General features: G+C 70.8%; 24 protein-coding genes. 8 read left to right on the top strand and 16 right to left on the bottom strand.

Annotated features, from left to right (window positions below; genetic code table 11):
• Positions 1–17 precede the first annotated feature (17 nt).
• Entirely contained in the window at positions 18–461 is a 444-nt protein-coding gene (locus DFJ67_RS36215; RefSeq protein WP_116073332.1) for a hypothetical protein, read from the bottom strand.
• 200 nt (positions 462–661) lie between these two features.
• On the opposite strand from DFJ67_RS36215, the gene DFJ67_RS36210 reads away from it, so the two are divergent.
• On the top strand, positions 662–1,771 hold the full coding sequence (locus DFJ67_RS36210) for an RICIN domain-containing protein (protein ID WP_116073330.1): 1,110 nt from the start codon (positions 662–664) through the stop codon (positions 1,769–1,771).
• A 51-nt stretch (positions 1,772–1,822) separates the two neighbouring features.
• Here DFJ67_RS36210 and DFJ67_RS36205 read toward each other — a convergent pair whose 3' ends face one another.
• Entirely contained in the window at positions 1,823–3,022 is a 1,200-nt protein-coding gene (locus DFJ67_RS36205) for an RtcB family protein (protein WP_116073328.1), read from the bottom strand.
• A 232-nt stretch (positions 3,023–3,254) separates the two neighbouring features.
• Entirely contained in the window at positions 3,255–3,701 is a 447-nt protein-coding gene (locus DFJ67_RS36200) for a YkgB family protein (protein ID WP_116073326.1), read from the bottom strand.
• A 114-nt stretch (positions 3,702–3,815) separates the two neighbouring features.
• Here DFJ67_RS36200 and DFJ67_RS36195 point away from each other — a divergent pair, with 114 nt between their 5' ends.
• The 3 genes from DFJ67_RS36195 to DFJ67_RS36185 are packed head-to-tail and all read left to right on the top strand — an operon-like array spanning position 3,816 to position 6,528.
• The gene (locus DFJ67_RS36195; RefSeq protein ID WP_203783324.1) at positions 3,816–4,169 is read left to right on the top strand and encodes a VOC family protein; all 354 of its coding nucleotides are present in this window, start codon (positions 3,816–3,818) and stop codon (positions 4,167–4,169) included.
• Complete coding sequence (locus DFJ67_RS36190; protein WP_203783325.1) at positions 4,166–5,122, top strand: sigma-70 family RNA polymerase sigma factor; 957 nt, start codon at positions 4,166–4,168, stop codon at positions 5,120–5,122. The genes DFJ67_RS36195 and DFJ67_RS36190 overlap by 4 nt, the downstream gene beginning before the upstream one ends.
• Positions 5,119–6,528, top strand: coding sequence for an MFS transporter (locus DFJ67_RS36185; protein WP_116073322.1), 1,410 nt, complete (start codon positions 5,119–5,121; stop codon positions 6,526–6,528). Before DFJ67_RS36190 ends, DFJ67_RS36185 begins: the two co-directional genes overlap by 4 nt.
• On the opposite strand, the gene DFJ67_RS36180 is transcribed toward DFJ67_RS36185, so the two are convergent.
• The 5 genes from DFJ67_RS36180 to DFJ67_RS36160 all read right to left on the bottom strand — a co-directional run bounded on the left by DFJ67_RS36180 (position 6,516) and on the right by DFJ67_RS36160 (position 10,070).
• The gene (locus DFJ67_RS36180) at positions 6,516–7,397 is read right to left on the bottom strand and encodes a serine hydrolase (protein WP_116073320.1); all 882 of its coding nucleotides are present in this window, start codon (positions 7,395–7,397) and stop codon (positions 6,516–6,518) included. The genes DFJ67_RS36185 and DFJ67_RS36180 overlap by 13 nt on opposite strands.
• Before the next feature lie 8 nt (positions 7,398–7,405).
• Positions 7,406–8,002, bottom strand: a complete 597-nt coding sequence (locus DFJ67_RS36175; protein WP_116073318.1) for a hypothetical protein — start codon at positions 8,000–8,002, stop codon at positions 7,406–7,408.
• Complete coding sequence (locus tag DFJ67_RS36170) at positions 7,999–8,505, bottom strand: sigma-70 family RNA polymerase sigma factor (protein ID WP_116073316.1); 507 nt, start codon at positions 8,503–8,505, stop codon at positions 7,999–8,001. Before DFJ67_RS36170 ends, DFJ67_RS36175 begins: the two co-directional genes overlap by 4 nt.
• Positions 8,506–8,602: 97 nt before the next feature.
• Complete coding sequence (locus DFJ67_RS36165) at positions 8,603–9,328, bottom strand: sulfite exporter TauE/SafE family protein (RefSeq protein WP_116077060.1); 726 nt, start codon at positions 9,326–9,328, stop codon at positions 8,603–8,605.
• A 55-nt stretch (positions 9,329–9,383) separates the two neighbouring features.
• On the bottom strand, positions 9,384–10,070 hold the full coding sequence (locus DFJ67_RS36160) for a TetR/AcrR family transcriptional regulator (protein ID WP_244940450.1): 687 nt from the start codon (positions 10,068–10,070) through the stop codon (positions 9,384–9,386).
• A 90-nt stretch (positions 10,071–10,160) separates the two neighbouring features.
• On the opposite strand from DFJ67_RS36160, the gene DFJ67_RS36155 reads away from it, so the two are divergent.
• Positions 10,161–11,555, top strand: coding sequence for an MFS transporter (locus DFJ67_RS36155; protein ID WP_116073314.1), 1,395 nt, complete (start codon positions 10,161–10,163; stop codon positions 11,553–11,555).
• A gap of 4 nt (positions 11,556–11,559) precedes the next feature.
• Here DFJ67_RS36155 and DFJ67_RS36150 read toward each other — a convergent pair whose 3' ends face one another.
• Positions 11,560–12,663, bottom strand: coding sequence for a glycoside hydrolase family 18 protein (locus DFJ67_RS36150; RefSeq protein WP_116073312.1), 1,104 nt, complete (start codon positions 12,661–12,663; stop codon positions 11,560–11,562).
• A gap of 39 nt (positions 12,664–12,702) precedes the next feature.
• Complete coding sequence (locus DFJ67_RS36145) at positions 12,703–13,050, bottom strand: ArsR/SmtB family transcription factor (RefSeq protein ID WP_116073310.1); 348 nt, start codon at positions 13,048–13,050, stop codon at positions 12,703–12,705.
• Between the two features lie 53 nt (positions 13,051–13,103).
• Between DFJ67_RS36145 and DFJ67_RS36140 the strand changes: the two genes are divergently transcribed.
• Complete coding sequence (locus DFJ67_RS36140) at positions 13,104–14,153, top strand: cation diffusion facilitator family transporter (protein ID WP_116073308.1); 1,050 nt, start codon at positions 13,104–13,106, stop codon at positions 14,151–14,153.
• Positions 14,154–14,224: 71 nt separating this feature from the next.
• Positions 14,225–14,995 (top strand): SAM-dependent methyltransferase, encoded by a 771-nt coding sequence (locus tag DFJ67_RS36135; protein WP_116073306.1) that lies wholly within the window; start codon positions 14,225–14,227, stop codon positions 14,993–14,995.
• 4 nt (positions 14,996–14,999) lie between these two features.
• Here the strand turns inward: DFJ67_RS36135 and DFJ67_RS36130 are convergent, their stop codons facing one another.
• Complete coding sequence (locus DFJ67_RS36130; RefSeq protein ID WP_116073304.1) at positions 15,000–15,749, bottom strand: nuclear transport factor 2 family protein; 750 nt, start codon at positions 15,747–15,749, stop codon at positions 15,000–15,002.
• An 85-nt stretch (positions 15,750–15,834) separates the two neighbouring features.
• On the opposite strand from DFJ67_RS36130, the gene DFJ67_RS36125 reads away from it, so the two are divergent.
• Positions 15,835–16,743 carry a restriction endonuclease gene (locus DFJ67_RS36125; RefSeq protein WP_147315751.1) on the top strand — a complete coding sequence of 303 codons (909 nt, stop codon included), beginning with the start codon at positions 15,835–15,837 and terminating at the stop codon, positions 16,741–16,743.
• Positions 16,744–16,747: 4 nt separating this feature from the next.
• Here the strand turns inward: DFJ67_RS36125 and DFJ67_RS36120 are convergent, their stop codons facing one another.
• The 5 genes from DFJ67_RS36120 to DFJ67_RS36100 are packed head-to-tail and all read right to left on the bottom strand — an operon-like array spanning position 16,748 to position 22,108.
• On the bottom strand, positions 16,748–17,593 hold the full coding sequence (locus DFJ67_RS36120) for an SMP-30/gluconolactonase/LRE family protein (RefSeq protein WP_116073300.1): 846 nt from the start codon (positions 17,591–17,593) through the stop codon (positions 16,748–16,750).
• Positions 17,586–18,515 carry an ABC transporter permease gene (locus DFJ67_RS36115; protein ID WP_116073298.1) on the bottom strand — a complete coding sequence of 310 codons (930 nt, stop codon included), beginning with the start codon at positions 18,513–18,515 and terminating at the stop codon, positions 17,586–17,588. The genes DFJ67_RS36120 and DFJ67_RS36115 overlap by 8 nt, the downstream gene beginning before the upstream one ends.
• The gene (locus DFJ67_RS36110) at positions 18,512–19,462 is read right to left on the bottom strand and encodes an ABC transporter permease (RefSeq protein ID WP_116073296.1); all 951 of its coding nucleotides are present in this window, start codon (positions 19,460–19,462) and stop codon (positions 18,512–18,514) included. The genes DFJ67_RS36115 and DFJ67_RS36110 overlap by 4 nt, the downstream gene beginning before the upstream one ends.
• Positions 19,455–20,993 (bottom strand): sugar ABC transporter ATP-binding protein, encoded by a 1,539-nt coding sequence (locus DFJ67_RS36105; RefSeq protein ID WP_203783327.1) that lies wholly within the window; start codon positions 20,991–20,993, stop codon positions 19,455–19,457. Before DFJ67_RS36105 ends, DFJ67_RS36110 begins: the two co-directional genes overlap by 8 nt.
• Positions 20,990–22,108 (bottom strand): sugar ABC transporter substrate-binding protein, encoded by a 1,119-nt coding sequence (locus tag DFJ67_RS36100; RefSeq protein ID WP_116073294.1) that lies wholly within the window; start codon positions 22,106–22,108, stop codon positions 20,990–20,992. The genes DFJ67_RS36105 and DFJ67_RS36100 overlap by 4 nt, the downstream gene beginning before the upstream one ends.
• Positions 22,109–22,249: the final 141 nt, after the last annotated feature.

The raw sequence follows: 22,249 nt of genomic DNA, 5'->3' as shown, positions 1-22,249 counted from the left end.
GCCACGGCCGCACCCCGTCACGCGTTGCGGGCCTCGATGGCCTTGATGGTCTTCGCCAGGCTCGGTGCGAACCCGCGGGCGCCGGCGACGCTGAGCAGCGCGCCGATCGCCTTGCCCTTGAAGTTTTTGCCCTCGCGCACGACGGTCACGTCCACCTTGGTCGTCCCGTCGGGCTGCGGGGTCAGGTCGTAGGTGTGGCCCGACCTGCCGCCCCAGGTGTTGGAGTCGGTGGTGGTCAGGACGACGTGGTTGATGTCGGACCAGTCGTAGCGCAGGCGTTCCCAGACGCCACCGGAGCCCTCCGTGACATCGGCGTAGTCGGTGCCGCGCGCGTGGACCTTGAGGTAGCCGTCGTCGCTCCGGGGAAACAGCTCCGCCCGGCCCGGGCCGAAGTCGGTGAGCCCGGCGACGAACTGCTCCGGCGTCGCGGTGGTCGTCTGGTGGACGGTGATGGTGGCCATCGGGTGCCCCCTTCGTCAAGGTCCAGCCTAGGCCGGCACGAGCTTGTCCGGGTAGCCATAGCTTACGACCGTTCGGCGCACGGGCATCGGCGTTCATCGGTCTGACCGCGCCGCAGGGCTCCCGCTGAACAGCTGATATCGCCGAACCTCGATCTCAGAGCCGTCCCCCGTCCCGGACGGCACTGACGAGAGGAACGCGCATGCGATGGAGACTGGCCCGACTCGGGCTCGCGCTCACGCTGGCCACGGTCGGCCTCGGGGTCGTCACCGCGACACCCGCCCTGGCCGAGTCCAACGGCGGCGTGCGGGTGATGCCGCTCGGTGACTCGATCACCGACGGCTACAACGTCCCGGGCGGCTACCGGATCAACCTGTGGCAGCGGCTCGCCGGCGGCGGCTACACCGTCGACTTCGTCGGGTCCGGCTTCAACGGGCCGGCCGGCCTCGGCGACCACGACCACGAGGGCCACTCCGGGTGGCGGATCGACCAGATCGACGCCAACATCGTCGGCTGGCTCGGCGCGTACACCCCGCGCACGATCCTGCTGCACATCGGCACCAACGACATGAACCAGAACTACGACATCGCCAACGCGCCCGCGCGGCTGTCGGCGCTCATCGACAAGATCCGGGCCAACGCGCCCGATGTGGAACTGTTCGTCGCCCAGATCACGCCCGAGACCGATGCGACCCTGGAGTCACGGGTACGCGCGTACAACGCCGCCCTTCCCGGCATCGTCGCCGGAAAGGGCGCCAAGACGCACCTCGTCGACCAGCACAGCGCGCTGACCACCGCCGACCTCGCCGACGGCGTGCACCCCAACCAGGCGGGCTACGACAAGATGGCCGCGGTCTGGTACTCCGCGTTGCAGTCGGTGCCGGCCAGTCTTCAGGCGCCGGGCACCACCGGGCCGCCGGTCGGCACGCCGGTCTCGTTGCGCAACCCGCAGTCGAACCGTTGCATGGACGTCTCCGGCGCCAGCACCACCGCCGGCGCGCAGATCCACATCTGGGACTGCCACGGCGGCACCAATCAGAAGTGGACCCGCACGGCGGCCAACGAGTTGCGCGTCTACGGCAACCGTTGCCTCGACGTCAACGGCAACGGCACGGCCAACGGCACGAAGATCCAGATCTGGGACTGCAACGGTACGGGCGCCCAGAAGTTCACCTTCCAGGCCAACGGCTCGATCCTGGTGCCGGCGTCGGGCAAGTGCGTCGACGTCACCGCGAGCGGCACCGCCAACGGCACCAAGGTGCAGCTCTACACCTGCAACGGCACCGGCGCCCAGCGCTGGACGGTCGGCTGAGCCGACGCCGCGTGGCCGCCGGCCTCCACAAGAGACCGGCGGCCGTGCTCCTTAGCCCTTCACGCACACCACCTGCTTGAGGTGGGCGACGACCTCGACGAGGTCGCGCTGCTCGGACATCACGGCGCCCAGGTCCTTGTAAGCGCCCGGGATCTCGTCGACGACGCCGGCGTCCTTGCGGCACTCGACGCCAGCCGTCTGCTCGGCCAGGTCGTGCACCGTGAACGTCTTCTTCGCCTTCGCCCGTGACATCCGCCGGCCCGCGCCGTGCGACGCGGAGCAGTAGGCGTCTTCGTTGCCGAGCCCGCGCACGATGTAGGAACCGGTGCCCATCGAGCCCGGGATGATGCCCAGGTCGCCGCGACCCGCCCGGATCGCGCCCTTGCGGGTCACCAGCAGGTCGACACCGCCGTAGCGCTCCTCGGCCACGTAGTTGTGGTGGCACGAGATCGGCTCGTCGAACCGCACCCGCTCGAGCGCCTCCCGGACCACCCGGCACAGCAGCGCGAGCATGATGGCCCGGTTGCGGGCCGCGTATTCCTGTGCCCAGGTCAGGTCGCGCCGGTAGGCGTCCATCTCCGGCGTGCCGGTGACGAACACGGCCAGGTCCCGGTCGGGCAGGTCGGCGTTGTGCGGCAGCTTGCGGGCCACCGCGATGTGTCGTTCCGCCAGTTCCTTGCCGATGTTGCGGGAACCCGAGTGCAGCATCAGCCAGACCCGCCCGGCGTCCGGGCCGCCCTGCTCGACGCAGACCTCGATGAAGTGGTTGCCGCCACCGAGCGTGCCGAGCTGGCGGGTCGCCCGCGCCTCGAGCTGGCGTACGCCCGAGGTCAGTGACGTGAACTTCGCCCAGAACGCGTCCCAGCCCGCGGTCGGCATGCCGTGGATGCGGCGGGGGTTGACCGGCTCGTCGTGCGCGTTGAAGCCGACCGGGATGGCCGACTCGATCGCGCGCCGCAGCGGGCCGAGGTCGTCGGGCAGGTCGGCGTCGGTGAGGTTGGTGCGCACCGCCGACATGCCGCAGCCGATGTCGACACCGACCGCGGCCGGCGCGAGCGCCTGCCGCATCGCGATGACCGAACCGACCGTGGCGCCCTTGCCGTAGTGCACGTCGGGCATCACCGCGACGCCCTCGACCCACGGCAGCGACCCGATGTTGCGGAGCTGGCCGGCCGCCTCGGCCTCGATGGTGGCGGGATCGGTCCAGACCCGAACCGGCGCCCGGGTGCCGGGCAGCAGCGTGTAACTCATGAAAAGCTCCAATGTGGAGGGGGAACAGAAGAAGGCCGCTAGGCGGCAGCGGTCGGCGGCGCGGAACGCACGCTCAGCGGGGCTGTCGACCCGATCGTTGCGAGACCAAGACACGGGCAGCGCACGGCAGACACCGTGTCGCGCTCGCTGTGGCTTGCCTCGTCATGGCCGGATCTCCTCGCTCGTCGTGATCAAGGCTAGGTCTCACCGGCCACCGTGGGCAACGCGATTTCTAGCGCGCGGCGCGCAGCGCCTCGGCGGCCGTCAGGATGCCGGCGCCGAGCAGGACGCTGTCCTTGAGCAGGGCCTCGCCGAGCACGGAGAGTTGCGGAACGCCGTGCTCCTGCCAGGCCTCCCGCGTCGTTACCAGGAAGCTGAGCGTGCCGACCATCATCCCGGCCGCACCGAGGCTGCCGAGGGCCGAGGCCCGCGGCGCGAACGGCCGGGCCGCCATCAGCCCACCCAGGATCACCTGCGAGACGCCGACGAGCCGGCACAGCTTGCGCGCGCCCATCCGCTTGTAGAGCAGCGCGGTCAGCGGGCTCTCGCTGATCAGCGGCTTGGAGTTCTCGACCTCGTACTCCAGGAACTTGAGCCCACCCACCCACACGAACACCGTCACCAGGCCGCAGCGCGCGATCGTGGTCCCGAGGGAAGCAAGGTCCTGTTCGGTGCGCATGGTTTGGCCTCCCAGCGTGGGTTCTGACCGGATTAACACCGATATGGCAGCCGCCTTCAGTATCGCCGATGAGTTTTGGCCCGGCCGCGGATCAGTACAGGCATGAGTGGAAACATGACGGTCCAGCTGGGCAGCCTGGTGTTGGGCAGCTCGGACCCGCAGCGGCTGGCCCGCTGGTATCGCGCGGCGTTCGCTCCGGACGCCGCCGACGGCGGAGTGGTGGAGCTCGCCGGCGGCGGCAAGCTGATCTTCGATGCCCGGGACGACGTCGCGCCCGCTGCGGCCGAGCCCGGGCGGATCTTGATCAACGTGTACGTGGACGACGCACACGCTGTCGCCGCGCACCTGAGCGGGCTCGGCGTGCGGTGGGTGCGGGAGGTGGAACCGTTCCCGCCGGGGCTGATCGGCACCGTCGAGGACGCCGATGGAAACTATGTGCAGGTGGTTCAGCTGGGTGGGCCGGCGTGACCGCCCAGGGGGTGGCGGTGCGTCCGGACGCGGCGGAGTTCGCGCGGGTCACCGGCCCGTTCCGGCGGGAGTTGCTCGCCTACGGCTACCGCATGCTCGGCTCGCTGCCCGAGGCCGAAGACGCCGTGCAGGAGACCTACCTGCGCGCCTGGCGCGGCTTCGAGGGGTTCGACGGGCGTTCCTCGGTGCGCACGTGGCTCTACCGGATCGCCACCAACGCCTGCCTGCGGGCGATCGAGCGGGCCGGCCGCCGGCCGCTGCCCTCGGCGCTCGTCGGCGGCACCGACGACGTCGCCTGGCTCGGGCCGGTGCCGGACTCCCGGGTGCTGCCCGACGGCGGCGACCCGGCCACGCTGGTCGCGGTGCGCAGCAGCGTGCGGCTGGCCCTGGTCGCGGCGCTGCAATATCTGCCCGCGCGCCAGCGGGCCGTGCTGATCCTGCGCGACGTGCTGGCGTGGAGCGCCGCCGAGACGGCCGACCTGCTCGATACGACCGTGCCGGCCGTCAACAGTGCCCTCCAGCGGGCGCACGGCCAGCTCGCTCTGGCCGCTCCCCGTGAGGACGAGCTCACCGAACCGTCGGAGCCCGTGCTCCGCGACCGGCTGGAGCGGTGGATGCGCGCCTTCGAGACCGCCGACGCCGGTGCGCTCGTCGGCCTGATGCGCCACGACATCGTGTTCGAGATGCCACCCCGGGCGCAGTGGTACGCCGGCCGCGAAGCTGTCGGCCGGTTCCTCGCGTCGACCGTGCTGGGCCGGCCGGGTGACTGGCGTGCGGAGCTGACCGCCGCCAACGGCCGGCCGGCGATCGCGACGTGGCTGCGCGGCGCCGACGGCCGCCATCACGGGCACGGCATCCAGCTCACGACCGTGACGGCCGGTGGTATCTCACACGTCGTCACGTTCCTGGATCCGGCCCTGTTCCCGGCGTTCGGGCTGGAGCCGGTGCGATGACCTCCACAATGGAGGGCGGCCGCAAGCTGGCCGCCTGGACGCTCGTGCTCGCGTCCCTGGGCAGTTTCCTCGCGTCCCTCGACGTGGTCGTGGTGGCCACCGCGCTACCCGCGTTGCGCAGCAACCTCGGCGCCAGCCTCACCGATCTGGAATGGACGGTCAACGCCTACAACCTGGTCTGTGCCTGCCTCATGCTCACCGGCGCCGCGCTGGGCGACCGGTTCGGCCGGCGCCGCACCTTCATCGGCGGCGTGCTGCTGTTCGCGGCCGCGTCGACGGCGGCGGCGCTCGCGGGCGACGCGACCACGTTGATCCTGGCGCGGGCCGTGCAGGGCGCCGGCGCCGCCGTCGTGCTGCCGCTGTCGCTGACGCTGATCAGCGAGGCGTTCCCGGCCGAACGGCGCTCGGTGGCGATCGGCATCTGGGGCGGTGTCTCCGGGCTGGGCGTCGCCGCCGGACCGGTGGTCGGTGGTGCGGTGGTGCAGGGCATCTCCTGGCACTGGATCTTCTGGCTGAACGTGCCCGTCGCGCTGGTGGTGGCCGCCCTGTCGGCGGTGCGCCTGCGGGAGAGCCGCGGCCCGCGGCCGCAGTTGGACCTGCCGGGCGTAGTGCTCGGCGGCGTCGCGCTGCTGGCGCTCGTCTGGGCACCGGTGCGGGCGCCGGTGGTCGGCTGGTCCTCGGCCGAAGTGGTCGGCGCGCTGGTCGCCGGCGTGCTGCTGATGGTGGCGTTCGTGCGCTGGGAGCGGCGGGCGGCGTACCCGATGCTGCCCCTGGGCTATTTCCGGTCCCGCGCGTTCAGTGCCGCCAACGCGGTGATCTTCATCCAGTTCATCTCGCTGATCGGCTCGCTCTTCATCATCACCCAGTTGTTCCAGATCGGCCTGGGCTACCGGCCGCTCGAGGCTGGCCTGCGCCTGCTGGTCTGGATGGCGATGCCGATGCTGGTCGCGCCCGTCGGTGGCGTGCTGGCCGGCCGGTTCGGCAACCGGCCGGTGATGCTGGTCGGGATGGCGCTCCAGGCCGCCGGTCTCGGCTGGCTGGCCGCGGAGATCACGCCGGGCGTCGGCTACGGGTCGCTGGTCGCACCGCTGATCGTCGCCGGCATCGGCATCTCGCTGGTGTTCCCGACCTCGGCGGACGCGGTGGTCGCGTCGGTGCCGCCGCAGGACGCCGGCGTGGCGGCCGGCGCCAACACCTCCCTGCGCGAGGTCGGCGGCGTGTTCGGCGTCGCGGTGCTGGCGGCGGTCTTCGCGGCGAACGGCGGCTACGCCGACTTCCTGCACGGGGTACGCGCCGCGCTGGTGGTGGCCGCGCTGGTCCCGATGCTCGGGGTGGTCGCGGCCTACCTGGTGCCGGCCCGCACGCGGGCACCGCAGCGGGAAGCCGAGCCGGTCTACGTCGGCTGAAGCGGGATCTTCCGCAACTCGCCCAGGGTGAACCTGGCCGCGGCCTCGATCATCCGGATGCCGGCCGATTGTGTCTGGTGGCCGTGCGAGAGCACGGCCACCAACCAGTCGCGTCCCGGCTCGACGATCCGGCCGATCGTGTTGACCTGCCAGCGGCCACCGTCCGCGGAGATGTTGTCCCAGCCGTTCTTGACGTAGACCGCCGTGGCCCGCGGGCCCGCGGCGGCCGGAACGCCCCAGTCCTGGCCCGCGTCGACCTGGCTCATCAGGTCGAAGAGGTAGGACCGGCCGTCCTCGTCGAGCGGGCCGTCCTCGTCGGCGATCGCGGCGAGCAGCCGGATCTGGTCGGCCGCCGTCGTCGTGGTCCTGCCCCACGACGAGTTGGGCGTGGTCTGCTTCAGGCCGAAGGTCCGGTTCGCAGTGGCGAGCCCCGACTTCCCGCCGATCCGGTGGAACAGGGTCGTCGCGGCGTCGTTGTCGCTCAGGGTGATCATCCGCTTGGCGTTGCGCCGGTCGCTGTCGGTGAGCTCCTCGTGCCGGCCCTGCGCCCGCAACAGCAGGGCGGCCAGGATGTCGACTTTGACGATGCTGGCGGTCGGGAAGCGGGTGCCGCCGACGGTCAGCGCGAGATCCGATCGCCGGTCCCGCACCGCGAGCGTGACCTGACCGTTCCCGAGTTCGGCGAGGTAGGCGGAGACCTTGGCCCGGGCCATGCCCAGGTAGTCCGGTGTCGGACTGGGCGTGGGGGAGAGGGTCGGAGCCGCCGCGGGCGGCTCGGTTGTGCCGGGCTGGCGTGGAACGCAGCCGGCGCCGCCTCCGACGAGGGTCAGCACCGCTGCGGCCAGCAGCCCGCGACGTGATGGTCTCATCCGGGCGGCTACGCGACGCGGTGGCAGATCATCGGATCGTTGTCCGACACGAGAAAGTGTGCCGCCTTGGCGAACCCGCCGCCGGGTCGCACGGCGAAGACGCTGAAGTAGATGCGGCTGTTCTTCGGCATCTTGTCCGGCGCGATGACCAGCGTGTATTCCTTGGGCGAACCGTCCGGCCAGTCGACCCGCTCGGTCCAGGAGACCTGGCTGGCACCGGAGAGTTGCCTGCCCTTCGGCACGCAGAGCACGTTGGCCTTGACGACGGCCGGGATGCCCGCGTCGGCCAGCGCCTTCTGAAGGGCGGCGGGGTCGAGGATCTGCTCCCAGTGCAGCGTCAGCTTGACCGTGTCGTCGGACATCCTGACCAGCGTGAACGGCGAGGGCTGGAGGGCGGCGGGTGCCGCGGCGGGTGGCTGGGCCGCCATCGGCAGGGCCAGCGCGAGCGCGGCGACGGCCGCGGCGCCACCACCGGCGGCCAGGCCGAACAGGTTGCGCCGGCGGCGGCGGGCCCGGCCGCGCTGTTCGATCGCCTCGATCGGGCGATCCATCCGTACGCCGGAAAGGGTTTGCTTCACCGCGTCCAGCACCTCGTCGTCGCTCATGATCCGACCTCCTGACGGGCTACGGGCACGAACTGCGCCCGCAGGGTTGCGGTGGCACGGGACAGGTGGACGGCGACGGTCTGCGCGGAGATGCCCAGCACCTCGGCCACGGTCCGGGTGTCCAGGTCGAGCCAGATGCGCAGCACGATCACCTCGCGCTGCCGTTGCGGCAGCTTGCGGATGGCGGCCAGCAGGGCGTCGTCCATGGCGGGTCCGTCGAGTTGCGGCCGGTCGTGACCGTCGAGGGCCACCTCGCGCCGGTGCCGCCGCCACCAGGAAACCTTGACGTTGAGGGCGGTGCGCACCACCCACGCCGCGGGTGCCGGATGCCGGCTCACCTTGGGCCACGCCGCCCAGGCCCGCGCGAACGCCTCCGCTACCAGGTCTTCGGCCAGCGCGAGATCGCCGGTGCCGGCCAGCACGGCGCGCAGGCAGTTGTCCCTGGCGCGCTGGTAGAAGTCGGCGAAGTCCGCCCGGTCTCGTTCCACACCTGCTTTACGCACCGGCGCACCGAACCATTTACCGGAACCCGAAGAAAACTCCGGACAGTGTCACCGCCGGTCGACCCGAGATCATGATCGCACCGTACACACGCTGGGCTTATCGCATGGCACTGATGGCCAAGCCCACCGCGGCGATGACCAGGACGGCGTCGATGAGCGCCTCGTAACGCCGGGTGGTGACGTCGCGCAGAATCCGGCGAGCGAGGAACGATCCGGCCATAACGGCCGCTCCGATGACGGCGCCACGGCTCAGCACGTCGGTGCCGAGCACGCCGGCATCCTGAAATGTGGCCAGTTTGCTCGCGTAGAGCAACAGTGCGCTGGCGGCCTCGGAGCCGAGGAACGCACCGCCGGTCAGCCCGTAGCCGGTGAAGACCGGCACGCTGAGCGGCCCGGTGGACAGGACCATGCCGGTCAGAAACCCCACGCCCGCGCCGGCGACGGCCAGGTGCCACAGCCGCATCCGCCACTGTCTGCGGCCCGCGAACCTACGCAGCGGAATCGTCGCGACGAAGAACGCGGCGAGGCACCCGTCGACGACCCGGGGCGGGATGGTCAGCAGGGTGTGCGCACCCAGCACCGCCGCCGGTATCCCGGGGAGTGAGTAGGCCACGACCGGCGCCCAGGCGATCCGGCTCCACCAGGCGACCACCCGGCCGACGTTGCCCATGACGGCGGCGACGGCCATGACCGGGACGGCGACCCGTGGGCCGTAGCAGAGCACGAGTGCCGGCAGCAGCACCATCGAGGACCCGGTGCCGACGACGCCGCCGAGCACACCGGCGAACAGAGCGAGGGCGAACAGGAAGGCAAGGACAAGCACGCGCAGGACCGCCTCACTCCGGTGCGGGCGCACCGGAAGGGGATCCTCAAGGCTTTTATCCCTTTAGATGACCGCGACTGTTCGGCTGGACGCGGTGGCGCCGCTCGGACCAGGCGTGCGCGGACCGTATCGATCCGAGCACCGGAACCCTAGGCGCTGTCGTCGCGAACCCTATCGAACGCGGTGGCCCGGTGGGGTGAGGGCGGCAAGGACCGTGGCGGAGATGAAACCGGCCGCGTCGCCTGGTTTGAGGCGGTCGGCGGTGATTTTCGTCGGCGGCGCCGTGCATCACGTTCTGGATGACGCTGATCAGCCATGAGTCGGGCAGGTCGGTGCGGAAGACGCCGTCGGCCTGGCCGCGGGCGATGAGGCCGCGCATCCGGTCGGCCGGTTCGGCGTGCAGGTCGCGGATGCGGCCCGGCGGCAGGGTGTGTTGTGCGGCGACCAGCAGTGAGCGGAACTGGTTGACCAACTGCCAACTGGCGTCGATCAGCCGCGTCATCGCCGCGCGTGGGTCGCCGTCGAGGTCGACCGCGGTGAGGATCGCGTCGCCGTCTTCGATGGCGCGGGCGAAGGCGGCGTCGACCAGGTCGGCCCGCGACGGGAAGTGGCCGTAGAGCGTGACCCGCCCGACGCCTGCGGCCATGGCGATCTCGTTGACGCTCGCGTCGGGGTCGCGGCTCAGACAGTCGACGGCGGCCGCCGCGATGGCGTCGATGTTGCGTTGGGCGTCGGCCCGCACTGGACGACCTCTCTTGTTGAACACCGCTGTACGAGTTACTGTAGCCGAAGCTTAACTCGTACATCAGTGTTCAGGTTATGGAGGTCTTCCATGTCCGACGACCCGCGCCGCTGGCGGGCGCTGGCGCTGCTCGGAACCGCCCAGTTCATGCTCGTCCTGGACGTCACCGTGGTGGCCATCGCCCTGCCGCACATGGGCATCGACCTGGGCCTGAGCCGAGGCACGCTGACCTGGGTGGTCAGCGCCTACACGTTGATGTTCGGCGGCCTGATGCTGCTGGGCGGCCGGGCGGCCGACCTGTTCGGCGCGCGCCGGCTGGTGCTGTCGGGCCTGCTCGTCTTCACCGCCGCGTCGCTGGTGACCGGCCTGGCCGGCTCCGCCGAGGTGCTGCTCAGCGGCCGGGTGGCCCAGGGCGTCGGCGCGGCGATGCTGTCGCCGGCCGCGCTGTCGATGGTGACGAAACTGTTCCGCGGCCCCGAGTTGAACAAGGCGCTCGGCGTGTGGTCCGGCCTGGGCGGCGGCGGAGCGGCCATCGGCGTGCTGCTCGGCGGGGTGCTGACCGCGGGCCCGGGCTGGCAGTGGGTGTTCTACGTGAACGTGCCGGTCGGCCTGCTGGTGGCCGTGGCACTGAGCCGGCTGCTGCCGACCGACCCACCGGTGCCCGACCGGCCGCGCCTGGACGTGCCGGGCGCGCTGCTGGTCACCGCCGGCACCGGCGCCGCGATCTACGCGCTGATCACCGCGGGCGACCGCGGCTGGGGCTCGACCCGCACGCTCGTCGCCCTGGCCGCCGCGGCGGTGTTCTATGCCGGGTTCGCGGTGCTGCAACGCGCCGTCCGGGCGCCGCTGATGGACCCGCGGATCCTCACCCGCCGGCCGGTCGCCGCCGGAACGTTCATGATCCTGGTCGCCACCGCGCTGATGATCAGCGTCTTCTTCCTGGGCTCGTTCTACCTGCAACACCTGCGGGGGTACGGAGCCCTCCACACTGGACTGTTGTTCCTCCCGGTGGCGTTGTTGACGATCGCCGGCGCGCACACGGCCGGCCAGGTCGTCGGTCGGGTCGGCCCGCGGGTGGTCGCGATCGCCGGGCTCGCGGTCGCCGGCCTGGGCACCGCGGCCCCGGCGATCTGGGACGGTGCGACCGCCCTGGTCGTGGGAATCAGCGTGGCCGGCGGCGGCATCGGCGCGACGTTCGTGGCCGCGTCGACGACCGCGCTGGCCCAGGCCGCACCGCACGAAGCCGGCGTGGCATCGGGAATCCTGAGCACGTTCCACGAGTTCGGCGCATCGCTCGGCGTCGCGGTCGTCTCCAGCATCGCCGCGGCGAGCATCGCCGGCACGACCGCGACGGGGTTCACGAACGCCTTCACCTTCGCCGCCGTTGTGGCCGGGGTGGCCGCGATCCTCAGCGCGGTGATCGTCCCCGCGCGCTCGGCGTCGGGCGAGCTCGACCACGAACGCCCTCGAATGGCGATGCACTGACCGGTCAGGCGAGGCCGGCCGCCATCGCCTTGATCAACTGGCCGTCGGCCGAGTCGCCGGCGAGTTCCCAGGCGAAGGCGCCGCCCAGGCCGGCCTCGCGGGCGTACGCCATCTTGGTGTTGATCGTCTCCGGGGTGTCGTAGGCCCACCACTCGTCGCCGCACTGTGCGTAGGCCGTGCCGCCGACCGTGCCGGTCGGTGGGCAGGTCTCGCGCAGCACCCGGTAGTCGCGTGGCTTGGGCAGGCCGGTCGCCGCGGCTCCGGGCTCGGGCTGTGCGACGCCGGTCCAGCCCCGGCCGTAGAAGCCGATGCCCAGCAGCAGCTTGCGGGCCGGGATGCCCATGCCGGTGTAGGCCGCCACCGCGGCCTCCGCCGTCGAACTCGTCCGGGGGATGCCGGGATAGGCGGTCAACGGGGAGTGCGCCGCGGTCGGGCCGCGCGGCGAACCCGTCCCGAAATAGTCGTAGGACATCACCATCGCCCAGTCCAGCGACCTGACCGCGCGGGCGTAGTCGGCCTTGCCGGCCGTGCCACTCTCGCCGGTCACCGCCGCCGTCACCAGGCGGTCGGGGCCGAACGCGGCGCGCAGTGCTTCGGTGAGCGCGGCCAGCGCGTCTGGTCCACTGTGGTCGCAGCTACGACCGCAGGCGTTCGGGTATTCCCAGTCGATGTCGATGCCGTCGAAGACGCCGGTCCATCGTGGATCGTCGACCAGGTCGCGGCACGACGCCGCGAACGCCGCCGGATCCTTTGCCGCCTCGGTGAAACCGGCCGAGCCGTTCCAGCCGCCGAACGACCAGATCAGCTTGAGCTTCGGGTGACGCGCCTTCAGGTCGCGCAGTTCGGCGAACACCGCCTCCTGGCCGCCGGCGCAGCGGCCACCCGCGACGCTGCCGAACGCGTAGACCAGGTGTGTCAGCACATCGGCGGCGCCGCTGCGTTCCACGTCTTTGATCCGGTCGCCGCTGCCCCATGCCGTGAGGTAACCGACCACGAGCGGAGCGGCCTCGGGCGCGGCCGGCGGCTGCTGGCTCCCGGCGCCGCACCCGGCCAGGACGCCGAGGAGGGTCGCGATGACGGCGGCGGCGGTGACCGCGCGATGTCGCATGCGCCCAAGGTTAAGGTGCGGCGACCGATGGCGCCGGGTTCAGTCGTGTTCCGGCGCGTTCGTGAGTTGGTGGTCGGCCGCGTAGAGGACCTCGGCCACCAGGCGTTTGACGTGACCGCCGCGGGCCCGGTAGAGGACCCGGCGGCCGTCGCGGCGGCTGCTGACCAGGCCGGCGAGCAGCAGTTTCCCCAGATGTTGCGACACCGCCGGGCGGGCGGCCCGGACCTCGGCGGCGAGTGAGCCGACGTCGAGTTCGGCGCCGTCGTGCAGCAGCCAGAGCAGGCGCAGGCGGGTCGGCTCGGCGAGCATCCGCAGTGCCACCACGGCGGCCTCGAACTGCGCGTCGCTGGGCAGTTCGTGCTCGGGGGCTTTGCCGCTTGCGTACATGAGCACAGGTTAGTTGCCCATGGTTGGCAGTTGCAGCGTTGTCGCGTGCGTACATGAGCACGTATTCTGCGGTGGTGAGCGGCAGCCATTCAGACCACGAGCACGAGCACCGGCGGAGCGGCTGGCACCGGCTCAAGCACGCCCTGACGCCGCACTCGCACGATTCGGCCGGCAAGGTCGACTCCGCGATGGAGTCGTCCCGCGACGGACTGCGCGCCCTGTGGATCTCACTGGTCGTGCTCGGCGCCACCGCCGCCATCCAGGTGGTGATCGTGCTGCTCTCCGGCTCGGTCGCCCTGCTCGGCGACACGCTGCACAACGTCGCCGACGCGCTGACCGCCGTTCCGCTGGGCGTCGCGTTCCTGGTCGGGCGGCGGGCGGCGACCCGGGCGTACACCTATGGGTTCGGACGTGCTGAAGACCTGGCCGGCATCCTCATCATCGTCGTGATCGCCGCGTCGGCCGTGCTGGCCGGCTGGACCGCGGTCGTCCGCCTGCTCGACCCCGAGCCGATGACGCACATCCCGTGGGTGGCCGCCGCCGGCGTCGTCGGCTTCGTCGGCAACGAGGTGGTCGCGCGCTACCGGATCTCGGTCGGCCGGCGGATCGGGTCGGCCGCGCTGGTCGCCGACGGCCTGCACGCCCGCACCGACGGGTTCACCTCGCTCGCCGTGGTGCTCGCGGCCGCCGGCGCCTGGATCGGCTGGCAGTGGGCCGACCCGGTGGTCGGCCTGGCCATCACGGTCGCGATCCTGTTCGTGCTCAAGGACGCCGCCCGGGAGATCTACCGGCGGCTGATGGACGCGGTCGACCCGGCGCTGATCGACGCCGCGGACGCCAGCCTGCGCCGGGTCGCCGGGGTGCGCGACGTGAGCCGGATCCGGATGCGCTGGATCGGTCACCGCCTGCACGCCGAGGCCGACATCGTCGTGGACGCCGACCTGAGCCTGATCCAGGCGCACGAGGTCGCCGCCGACGCCGAGCATCAACTCACCCATCACGTGCCGCGCCTGACGGGTGCCACTGTCCACACCGACCCGGCCTGCCATGTCGGCCCCGATCATCACGAGGGTCTCTCGCACCGGCGGCAGCTGGCCACCTGACGGGACACATCGGAGCCACGCGGAAGACTATGCTGCGCGCTGAAAACGGCCGATCTTCGGGAGCGCGCGCGATGACGCAGGACCAGGTGCCCAGTCTCGACACCAGCGTGCCGCACAGCGCGCGGGTCTGGAACTACTGGTTGGGCGGCAAGGACAACTTCGCCGTCGACCGGGAGGCCGGCGACCGGGTCCGGGCGGTCTTCCCGGCGATCGTCGACAACGCCCGGGCGCAGCGGGCGTTCCTGGGTCGCGCGGTGCGCCACCTCGCCGCCGACCGGGGCGTCCGGCAGTTCCTCGACCTCGGCACCGGGCTGCCCACGGCCGACAACACCCACGAGATCGCGCAGGCCGTGGCGCCGGAGTCGCGGGTGGTCTATGTCGACAACGACCCGCTCGTGCTGGTGCACGCCCGCGCGCTGCTCGCCAGCAGCCCGGAAGGCGTGACCGACTACGTCGACGCCGACGTGCGCGACACCGACCGGATCCTGGGCGAGGCCCGCCGGGTGCTCGACTTCGAGCAGCCCGTGGCGGTCATCATGCTGGGCATCCTGGGCAATATCCCCGACTACGACGACGCCTGCTCGGTCGTGGCCCGGTTCGTCGACGCGGTCCCGGCCGGCAGCTTCGTGGTGATCAACGACGGCACCGACTCCAGCGACGAGATCACCAAGGGCGCCAGCGCCGGCGCGCAGAACTACGCGCTGCGCCGCCCCGAGCAGATCGCACTCTATTTCAAGGGGCTCGAGCTCGAAGAGCCCGGCGTGGTGCCGACGACCCGGTGGCGGCACGAGCCCGACGGCGACGAGCTCGACGGCTGGTGCGGCGTGGCCCGCAAGCCCTGAGCGGTCAGAAGGCGCCGTTGGCGTGCGGCAGGTCATTCCTGATCTCCGGCGTCGAGTCCCAGTGCTCCACGATCTTGCCGTTCTCCACCCGGTAGAGGTCGTAGAACGCGGTCGGCTTGCCGCCGAAGGTGCCCTCGCCCGCGGTCAGCACGAAGTTGCCCTCGGCGACCACCAGGTGCACCTTGTCATAGGCCAGGCCGCTGCCCAGTTTCTCCAATGTCGCCGACAGCTCGCCGATGCCGTCGGCGATCCCGGGGCTGTGCTGGAGATACTCGTCGGTGCTGATGAAATTGCCGATGGCGCCGGCCCGACCGTCCTTGAAGACGGTCTCGATGAACCCGACAACCAGGTCACGGTTGGCTTCGGTGGAGGCCAGATCCGTGACCTCGGTCGGCCCGTCGGTCTGCGAGCGCCCCGAGGCGGTCTTCGGCACCACCGGGGTCAGGGCGTCCCAGTGCTCGACCCGCTTGCCGTCGGCGACGCGGAACACGTCGAAGGCGACCAGCGGATCGGGCCCCCAGCCGTAGTAGGTGCCGTGCAGCGCGACCAGGTCACCGTCGGCGATGATCCGGTGCATGTCGTAACGGAACCCGTCGGGCAGGCCCTGGATCAGGTCGCGCAGCCCGTCGGGCCCGTCGGCAGCCATGCTGCTGTGCTGGACATAGCCGGGGGAGACCCAGCGGTCGACCGCCAGAGGGTCCTTCTCACCGAACAACTGCGCGGCCGAGGTCAGCACGACCTGCTTCGCTTCCATGCTCCTCAGAATATGGGCAAACCCGACATGTCGCATCGGCATCGCGGATTCGGACGGAGTGCGGGCATGCGGAATGATGCGAAGCATGGCAACTGCGGACCACCGCAAGCTCTATGTGGGGAACCTTCCGTACTCGTACACGGAAGCTGATCTCGCTGAGCTGTTCTCACGCTATAGCCCGAGAATCCTGTCCGTGGTGCAGGATAGGGAAACGGGTCGGTCAAAGGGCTTCGGCTTCGTCGAAGTTCCGCAACACGCCGCGGCCGAGGCCATTGCCGATCTAAACGGGAGAGATTGGGCCGGACGAGACCTCGTCGTCAATGAGGTACGTCCCAGGTCCGAACGTCCCCTGGGGTCATTCAGGACGCGGTCCTGGGGGAATCTGGACGACTTTCTGGACGAGGTTCCTCAGCGTCTTGCCGCCCCGTCGCTGAGCACAGAGGAACTGCGCGACCTCTTGCACTCGAAGCTCCGCGGCGCGGACACCGCCGGACTGCTCCGCCCGGAGAGTGCGCCTGGTGACCCTGCAGGTCGCAGACTTGCCGACGTCATCATGGCCAAGCCGCGGATCGACGACGAGGCTGTTCGGCTGCTCGCACATCACCCCGAGCTGCTCTACACGTTGAGCCCGCGCCAATTCGAAGAGATCGTCGCTGACATTCTCGTCCGTTCCGGCTTCAACCATGTCCATCTCACGCCACCGAGCCGGGATGGCGGAGTCGATATCTACGCCAAGAAGGATGATCTGGTCGGCACGTCTCTCTATCTGGTCGAGTGCAAGCTTTGGCGGCCGGAAAATCCGGTCGGCCGTCCGGTCCTCCAAAAGCTCTATGGAGTGCTAGCAGACAAGCGCGCCAACAAGGCAGTTGTCGTCGCCACGACGAGGTTTACCAAAGACGCGCGGGAATGGGCGGCCGACAAGCCGTATCAGATGGCGCTTCGCGACTATGACGCCGTCACCACCTGGCTCGGTCAATGCTTGGACGAAGGCTGAGAGGTCACCCGCCGAAGTGGGGAGTGGGTAGGCCGCGGGCGCCGGGGTCGAGCAGCAGGACCTGGCCCGCAAGCGGGGACGGGTCCCCGCCGACCCGGGCCGAGGTTACCGCCAGCACGTCGAGGTCCGGGCCGAGGAAGGCGCACCGGGTCGGTTTGGCCACCGGCACCGGGATCACCCGGTCGACCGTGCCGTCCGGCGCGTAGCGGACGATGCGGCCGCCGCCGAATTTGCAGTTCCAGACGAAGCCCTCGGCGTCGACCGTCACGCCGTCGGGGAACCACTCGTGTTCCTCGTCGGAGACGAACACCCGGCCCTCGCCGAGCGTGCCGGACGGCGACACCGGATAGGACCGGATCAGCCGCACCGTCGAGTCGACGTGGTAGATCGTCGCCCCGTCGGGGCTCCACGCCGGGCCGTTTGAGCAGATGATGCCGCCGAACGCGCGGGTGACCGTCAGCGCCGGGTCGAGGCGGTAGAACGAACCGCACGGCTCCTTCTCCTCCATGTCCATCGACCCGAACCAGAACGCGCCGGACGGGTCGACGGCGCCGTCGTTGAGGCGGGTGCCGGGCGGGGTGTCGATGGCGCGGACCACTTCGACCGTGCCGGCGTCGACGTCGCAGAACGCGATCGCGTCGCGCAACGCCGCCACCAGGCCGCCGCCCGCCCGCAGCGCGACGGAGCCGACCAGGTCCGGGACCGGCAACGTGAGCACCGGGCCGGCCGGCCACGCCTTCGCATAGATCCGCCGGGAGAGGATGTCGACCCAGTAGAACCGCGACCCGTCCCACAGCGCGCTTTCGCCCAGCTCGCAGGGGATGTCGCTGAGCACGGTCACGTCAGTCATGAGCCTTCTCCCGGCCGTAGGCGAACAGGATCGTGAGGATGACCAGGCCGTAGATCATAAGGCGGCCGTACTCGGGGACGCGCTGAGCCTGGAGGAACGTCGTCACCGCCACCAGGGTCAGCGAGCCGGCGATGACGCCCAGATAGTGGCCGCGGCCGCCGAGGATGGAGACGCCGCCGACCACGACGGCGGCGATCGACTCGAAGAGGTAGGGGTCGCCGAGGCCAAGCGACGGCTGACCGCCGTAGGCGACGAGCGCGATCCCGGCCAGCGCGGCGAAGACCCCGCTGAGCGTGTAGAGCGCCACGGTCACCCCGCGCACGCCCACGCCGGACAGGAACGCCGCGCGGGGGTTGACGCCGACGGCGTACACCCGGCGCCCGAAGGTGGTGAGGGTGAGCAGCACGGTCATGAACAGGCCCACGCCCGCCCAGAGGAAAAGCTGGGCCGGCAGCGCGCCGTCGAACAGGCCGCGCAGGGGAGCGGGTGCGTAGGAGCCGCAGGACGCACAGGTCAGTCCCTTGGAGAGGCCGAGCGTCAGGCCCTGCATGACGCCGTTCATGCCCAACGTCATGACGACCGCGGGAACGCCGAGCCAGGCGACACCCATGCCATTGCCGAGCCCGACCAGCGCACCGACGCCGAGCGCGAGCACGATCGCCAGCGGCGCCCGCGAGGTCTGGCCGAGGCTCGATGTGGTGAGCACGATCGCGGCGCCGTTGAGCACCCAGGGTATCGACAGGTCGATGCCGCCGACGAGCACGACGAGCATCTGCCCGGCCGCGACGAAGCCGGTGAAGCTGGCGACGACGAGCATCACCCGCAGGCTCGACCAGGACGCGAAACCGGGGTGCAGAATCGCACCGATCAGCAGCACGGCGACGGTGCCGGCAAGCGCGTAAAGGACCCGCCGGGTGCTCATGCCAGCCTCCTGCGGCGGGCGACCAGGGCGGCGACCGTGCCGAGCAGCACCGCCACGACCAGGAACAGGCCCTGGAACAGCGACTGGTAGAGCGGGTCGATGCCGGAGAAGAACAGGATGTCGATGACCAGCGTCAGGGCGACCGCACCGGCGACGGCACCGAGCGCGCTGCCCCGCCCGCCGCTGAACGCGACGCCGCCGACCACCACCGACGCGATCGAGGTGAGGATGAACGGGTTGCCGGCGTTGGCGTCGCCGGCGGTCGTGGTCGACACGTAGAACACGGCGGCGAGCGCGCTGCACAGGCCCGAGAGCGCGTAGACCTTGAGCTTGACCGCGGCCGCCGGCACCCCGACCGCCCGGGCGCTGCTCTCGTCGCTGCCGACGGCGTACACCCGCATGCCGAACCTGGTCCGGCGCAGCACGAGCCAGCCGACGACCGCGAGCCCGAGCCAGATCAGCCCGGTCGGCGTGCCGGGGTTGGTCAGCACCAGCCGCACCTCGGGCGGGATCGAGCCGCCGGGCACCGGCAGCACCCACAGCGCGAGGCCGCTGAAGATGGACAGGGTCGCCAGGGTGGTGAGGATCGGCGCGATCCGTCCATAGGCGACGATCAGCCCGTTGACCGCACCGCACGCGGCGCCCATCGCGATAATCACCACGATCCACGTGTACGACGAGAGCACGCCACCGGTCACCCTGCTGGCGGTCACGGCGACGCAGACGCTCACGATGCCCCCGACGGACAGGTCGATCCCGCCGGTGAGCACGACCAGGCTCTGGCCGATCGCGACGAACACCAGCGGCAGCGTGGTGTTGAGGATCGACAGATAATCGAACGAGGTGGGAAACCGGCCCAGCCGCGAGGTGTAGACGACGAGGTAGGCGACGACGGTCGCCGCCAGCACCAGATAGCCGAGGCTGGCCCGGCGCAACGCTTCACGCATCCTGACTCTCCTTGATGGACGCCGCGACGATCCGCTCCGCGTCGCCGACCGGCCCGGCCAGCTCGGCCGCCACCTTGCCCTCCCGCAGCACCAGAACCCGGTGACAGAGGTGGGCGATCTCCTCGGTCTCGCTCGAGTAGTAGAGGATCGCCCGGCCCTGCGCGGCGAGCGTGCCGACCAGCTCGTAGATGTCGTGCTTGGTAGCGGCGTCGACGCCGCGGGTGACGTCGAACAGCAGCAGGATCCGGGCGTCGGTGAGCAGCCACCGGGCCATCACGACCTTCTGCTGGTTGCCGCCCGACAGTGTGTCGACCGCGCGGTTGGTCGACCGGCCGGCACCGATTCGCAGCTGGTCCACGATGGACTTGATGGCCGCCTGCTCGGCGCCCCGGTTGACGAAGCCGCCGGTGGCCCGGCGGGACAAGGTGGCGGAGGCGATGTTGTCGCGGATCGACAAGGGCAGGAACAGGCCTTCGGCCTTGCGGTCCTCGGGCACGTAGGCGATGCCGACGCCGGCCCGGATCGCGTCCTTCGGTGAGCGGACCGTGACTGTCTTGCCGTCGACGGCGATCGTGCCCTCCTTGGCCCGCCGTGCGCCGAACAGGGTCAGGAACAGGTCCCGCTGTCCCTGGCCCGCGAGGCCGCCGACGCCGAGGATCTCGCCGCGGCGCAGGTCGAAGGAGATCCCGTCGAGGCGTCCACTCTTGAGCCCGTCGACGCGAAGGGCGCTCTCGTCGGTGGGTTGGGCGGTGATTGTCGGGTACGCCCCGGCGAAGCTCCGCCCGCTCATCAGCGTGACGGCCTCCGCCTCGGACAGCCGCTCGCGGGTGGCGACCTGGGTGCCGTTGCGGAACACGGTGACCCGGTCGGCGAGCGACTCGATCTCGCGCCAGCGGTGGGAGGTGAAGATGACGCAGCACCCCTCGTCGCGCAGCCGCCGCATGTGTCCGGCGAGCCATTCGACCTGCCGGTCGGGCAGCGCGGCGGTCGGCTCGTCGAGGATGACCACCCGTGGCTCGCCGGCCAGCACCCGCACGAGCTCGACGACCTGCCGCTGGCCGACCGACAGGTCTTCGGCCGTGGCCCGGGGGTCGATGTCGTCGACGCCGTAGTGCCGCAGCACCGCGAGCGCCGCCGGCACCAGGCGGCTGCGGCGGACCAGCCCGAGGCGGCCCCGCGGTGGGTCCTGGAGCAGCAGGTTCTCCGCCACGGTCAGGTCGGGCAGCAGCGACAGTTCCTGGAACGCGGTCGCCACGCCCAGCTTGCGCCGTGCGGCGGGCTGCACCTTGCTGACCTCGGTGCCGAGGATCTCCACGGTGCCCTTGTCGGCGCTGATGAGTCCACACAGGACCTTGATGAGGGTGCTCTTGCCGGCGCCGTTCTCGCCGGCCAGGGCGTGGATCTCGCCGGGACGCGCCGCGAACGACGCGTCCCGGAGCGCCTGGACCCCGCCGAAGGCGCGGTCGACGCCGGTTGCCCGTACCGCCAATGCTCTGGTGTCGGACCGCGCCATCGACGAGGTCTGGGTCATGGCGTGCCGAGGTTGACGTCGAGGGTCTTGCCCGGGCACGGGGTGCCGTCGGTCGCCGCCTCCTGGCAGAGCACGACCGTGGCGTTGGGCCCCGAGTCGGTGAAGTCGGCGAAGAAGCTGTCCGGCAGGTCGGGGAAGACCGTCTCGCCGGGCACCATGTTCTCCGACGTCGCGACCGGGAACGGGATGGTGATGCTCGACTTGGGGTGCTCGCCCTTCACCACGGCACGCGCGAGTTCGAGCGAGATGACCGACAGGAACGGGGGTTGCCCGATCGACATGCCGGTCACCTTCGGGGTGAGCAGGCCCGCCATGAACTTGCGGAACCCGTTCTCGGCCTCGCCACCGACGACCGGCATGGGCCGCTTGGCCGCGGCGAACGCCTTGATCACGCCGTCGGTGCCGCCGGACACCCAGACGCCGTCGACCTTCGGCAGGTTGGGTAGCTGCGCCGAGGTCGCGCGCTGTGCGGTGGCCGAGTCCCACATGCCGGTGTAGGTGGCGACGACCTTGATGCCCGGGTTGGCCGCGAAGACCTCCTTGGCGCCCTTGTTGCGGTCGTTGTCGGCGCCGGTGCCGGCGACACCGGTCACCATCACCACGTTGCCCTGACCCTTGAGCTGGTCGACGATGAACTGCGCGAGTTGCTGGCCGAACTTGACCTGGTCGGTGTTGACGGTCAGACCGCATTTGTTGTCGACGGTGTTGTCGAACGAGACGATCACGATGCCGCGGTCGCAGGCCTGCTGCACGACGCCGTTGAGGCCGCTGGTCGAGGCGGCGTTGATGACGATCGCGTCGACGCCCTGCGAGATGAGGTTGGAGATCTGCCGCGACTGCGTCGAGACGTCGTTGCCGGCGTTGAAGACGCTGCACTCGACCTGGTCGGCGTAGGGCGGCATGGCGCAGGCAGCTTTGTAGACGTTCTCCATCTCCACCCGCCACTGGTTGCCGATGAAGGAGTTGGAGAGGGCGATCTTGATCTTGCCTTTGTCGCCGGCTTGGCCGCCGGCCGCCGGCGTGTCGCCGGCGTCGCTGCACGCACCGGCGAAGAGCAGCAACGTCGCCGCGAGGAGCGCGACAGCTTTTCGCCCGGGGTGTCGAGGTAAATTCATGGTTGCTCCACCGTGTGAAGGCGCGACGGGTCTGACCCGCGGCGCTTGGCGTCTGGTCGGCGGCTGCAACCGCCGGCCAAATGTGTGGTGTGAGTGCCCGCACTGGCGTGTGGCTGGGCGGCCAGGGCCTTTCGGCCCTGG

This window comes from Asanoa ferruginea (assembly GCF_003387075.1).
GTDB classification, from domain to species: domain Bacteria; phylum Actinomycetota; class Actinomycetes; order Mycobacteriales; family Micromonosporaceae; genus Asanoa; species Asanoa ferruginea.
The sequence above is the reverse complement of the archived record's forward strand: the minus strand, read 5'-3'. Positions and strand labels throughout refer to the sequence as shown.

Bases quoted from the DNA above. Each gene is read 5' to 3' on its own strand.
- DFJ67_RS36215 (WP_116073332.1), bottom strand. From the start codon at position 461: ATGGCCACCATCACCGTCCACCAGACGACCACCGCGACGCCGGAGCAG.
- DFJ67_RS36210 (WP_116073330.1), top strand. From the start codon at position 662: ATGCGATGGAGACTGGCCCGACTCGGGCTCGCGCTCACGCTGGCCACG.
- DFJ67_RS36205 (WP_116073328.1), bottom strand. From the start codon at position 3,022: ATGAGTTACACGCTGCTGCCCGGCACCCGGGCGCCGGTTCGGGTCTGG.
- DFJ67_RS36200 (WP_116073326.1), bottom strand. From the start codon at position 3,701: ATGCGCACCGAACAGGACCTTGCTTCCCTCGGGACCACGATCGCGCGC.
- DFJ67_RS36195 (WP_203783324.1), top strand. From the start codon at position 3,816: ATGACGGTCCAGCTGGGCAGCCTGGTGTTGGGCAGCTCGGACCCGCAG.
- DFJ67_RS36185 (WP_116073322.1), top strand. From the start codon at position 5,119: ATGACCTCCACAATGGAGGGCGGCCGCAAGCTGGCCGCCTGGACGCTC.
- DFJ67_RS36180 (WP_116073320.1), bottom strand. From the start codon at position 7,397: ATGAGACCATCACGTCGCGGGCTGCTGGCCGCAGCGGTGCTGACCCTC.
- DFJ67_RS36175 (WP_116073318.1), bottom strand. From the start codon at position 8,002: ATGAGCGACGACGAGGTGCTGGACGCGGTGAAGCAAACCCTTTCCGGC.
- DFJ67_RS36155 (WP_116073314.1), top strand. From the start codon at position 10,161: ATGTCCGACGACCCGCGCCGCTGGCGGGCGCTGGCGCTGCTCGGAACC.
- DFJ67_RS36150 (WP_116073312.1), bottom strand. From the start codon at position 12,663: ATGCGACATCGCGCGGTCACCGCCGCCGCCGTCATCGCGACCCTCCTC.
- DFJ67_RS36145 (WP_116073310.1), bottom strand. From the start codon at position 13,050: ATGTACGCAAGCGGCAAAGCCCCCGAGCACGAACTGCCCAGCGACGCG.
- DFJ67_RS36140 (WP_116073308.1), top strand. From the start codon at position 13,104: ATGAGCACGTATTCTGCGGTGGTGAGCGGCAGCCATTCAGACCACGAG.
- DFJ67_RS36135 (WP_116073306.1), top strand. From the start codon at position 14,225: ATGACGCAGGACCAGGTGCCCAGTCTCGACACCAGCGTGCCGCACAGC.
- DFJ67_RS36130 (WP_116073304.1), bottom strand. From the start codon at position 15,749: ATGGAAGCGAAGCAGGTCGTGCTGACCTCGGCCGCGCAGTTGTTCGGT.
- DFJ67_RS36125 (WP_147315751.1), top strand. From the start codon at position 15,835: ATGGCAACTGCGGACCACCGCAAGCTCTATGTGGGGAACCTTCCGTAC.
- DFJ67_RS36120 (WP_116073300.1), bottom strand. From the start codon at position 17,593: ATGACTGACGTGACCGTGCTCAGCGACATCCCCTGCGAGCTGGGCGAA.
- DFJ67_RS36115 (WP_116073298.1), bottom strand. From the start codon at position 18,515: ATGAGCACCCGGCGGGTCCTTTACGCGCTTGCCGGCACCGTCGCCGTG.
- DFJ67_RS36110 (WP_116073296.1), bottom strand. From the start codon at position 19,462: ATGCGTGAAGCGTTGCGCCGGGCCAGCCTCGGCTATCTGGTGCTGGCG.
- DFJ67_RS36105 (WP_203783327.1), bottom strand. From the start codon at position 20,993: ATGACCCAGACCTCGTCGATGGCGCGGTCCGACACCAGAGCATTGGCG.
- DFJ67_RS36100 (WP_116073294.1), bottom strand. From the start codon at position 22,108: ATGAATTTACCTCGACACCCCGGGCGAAAAGCTGTCGCGCTCCTCGCG.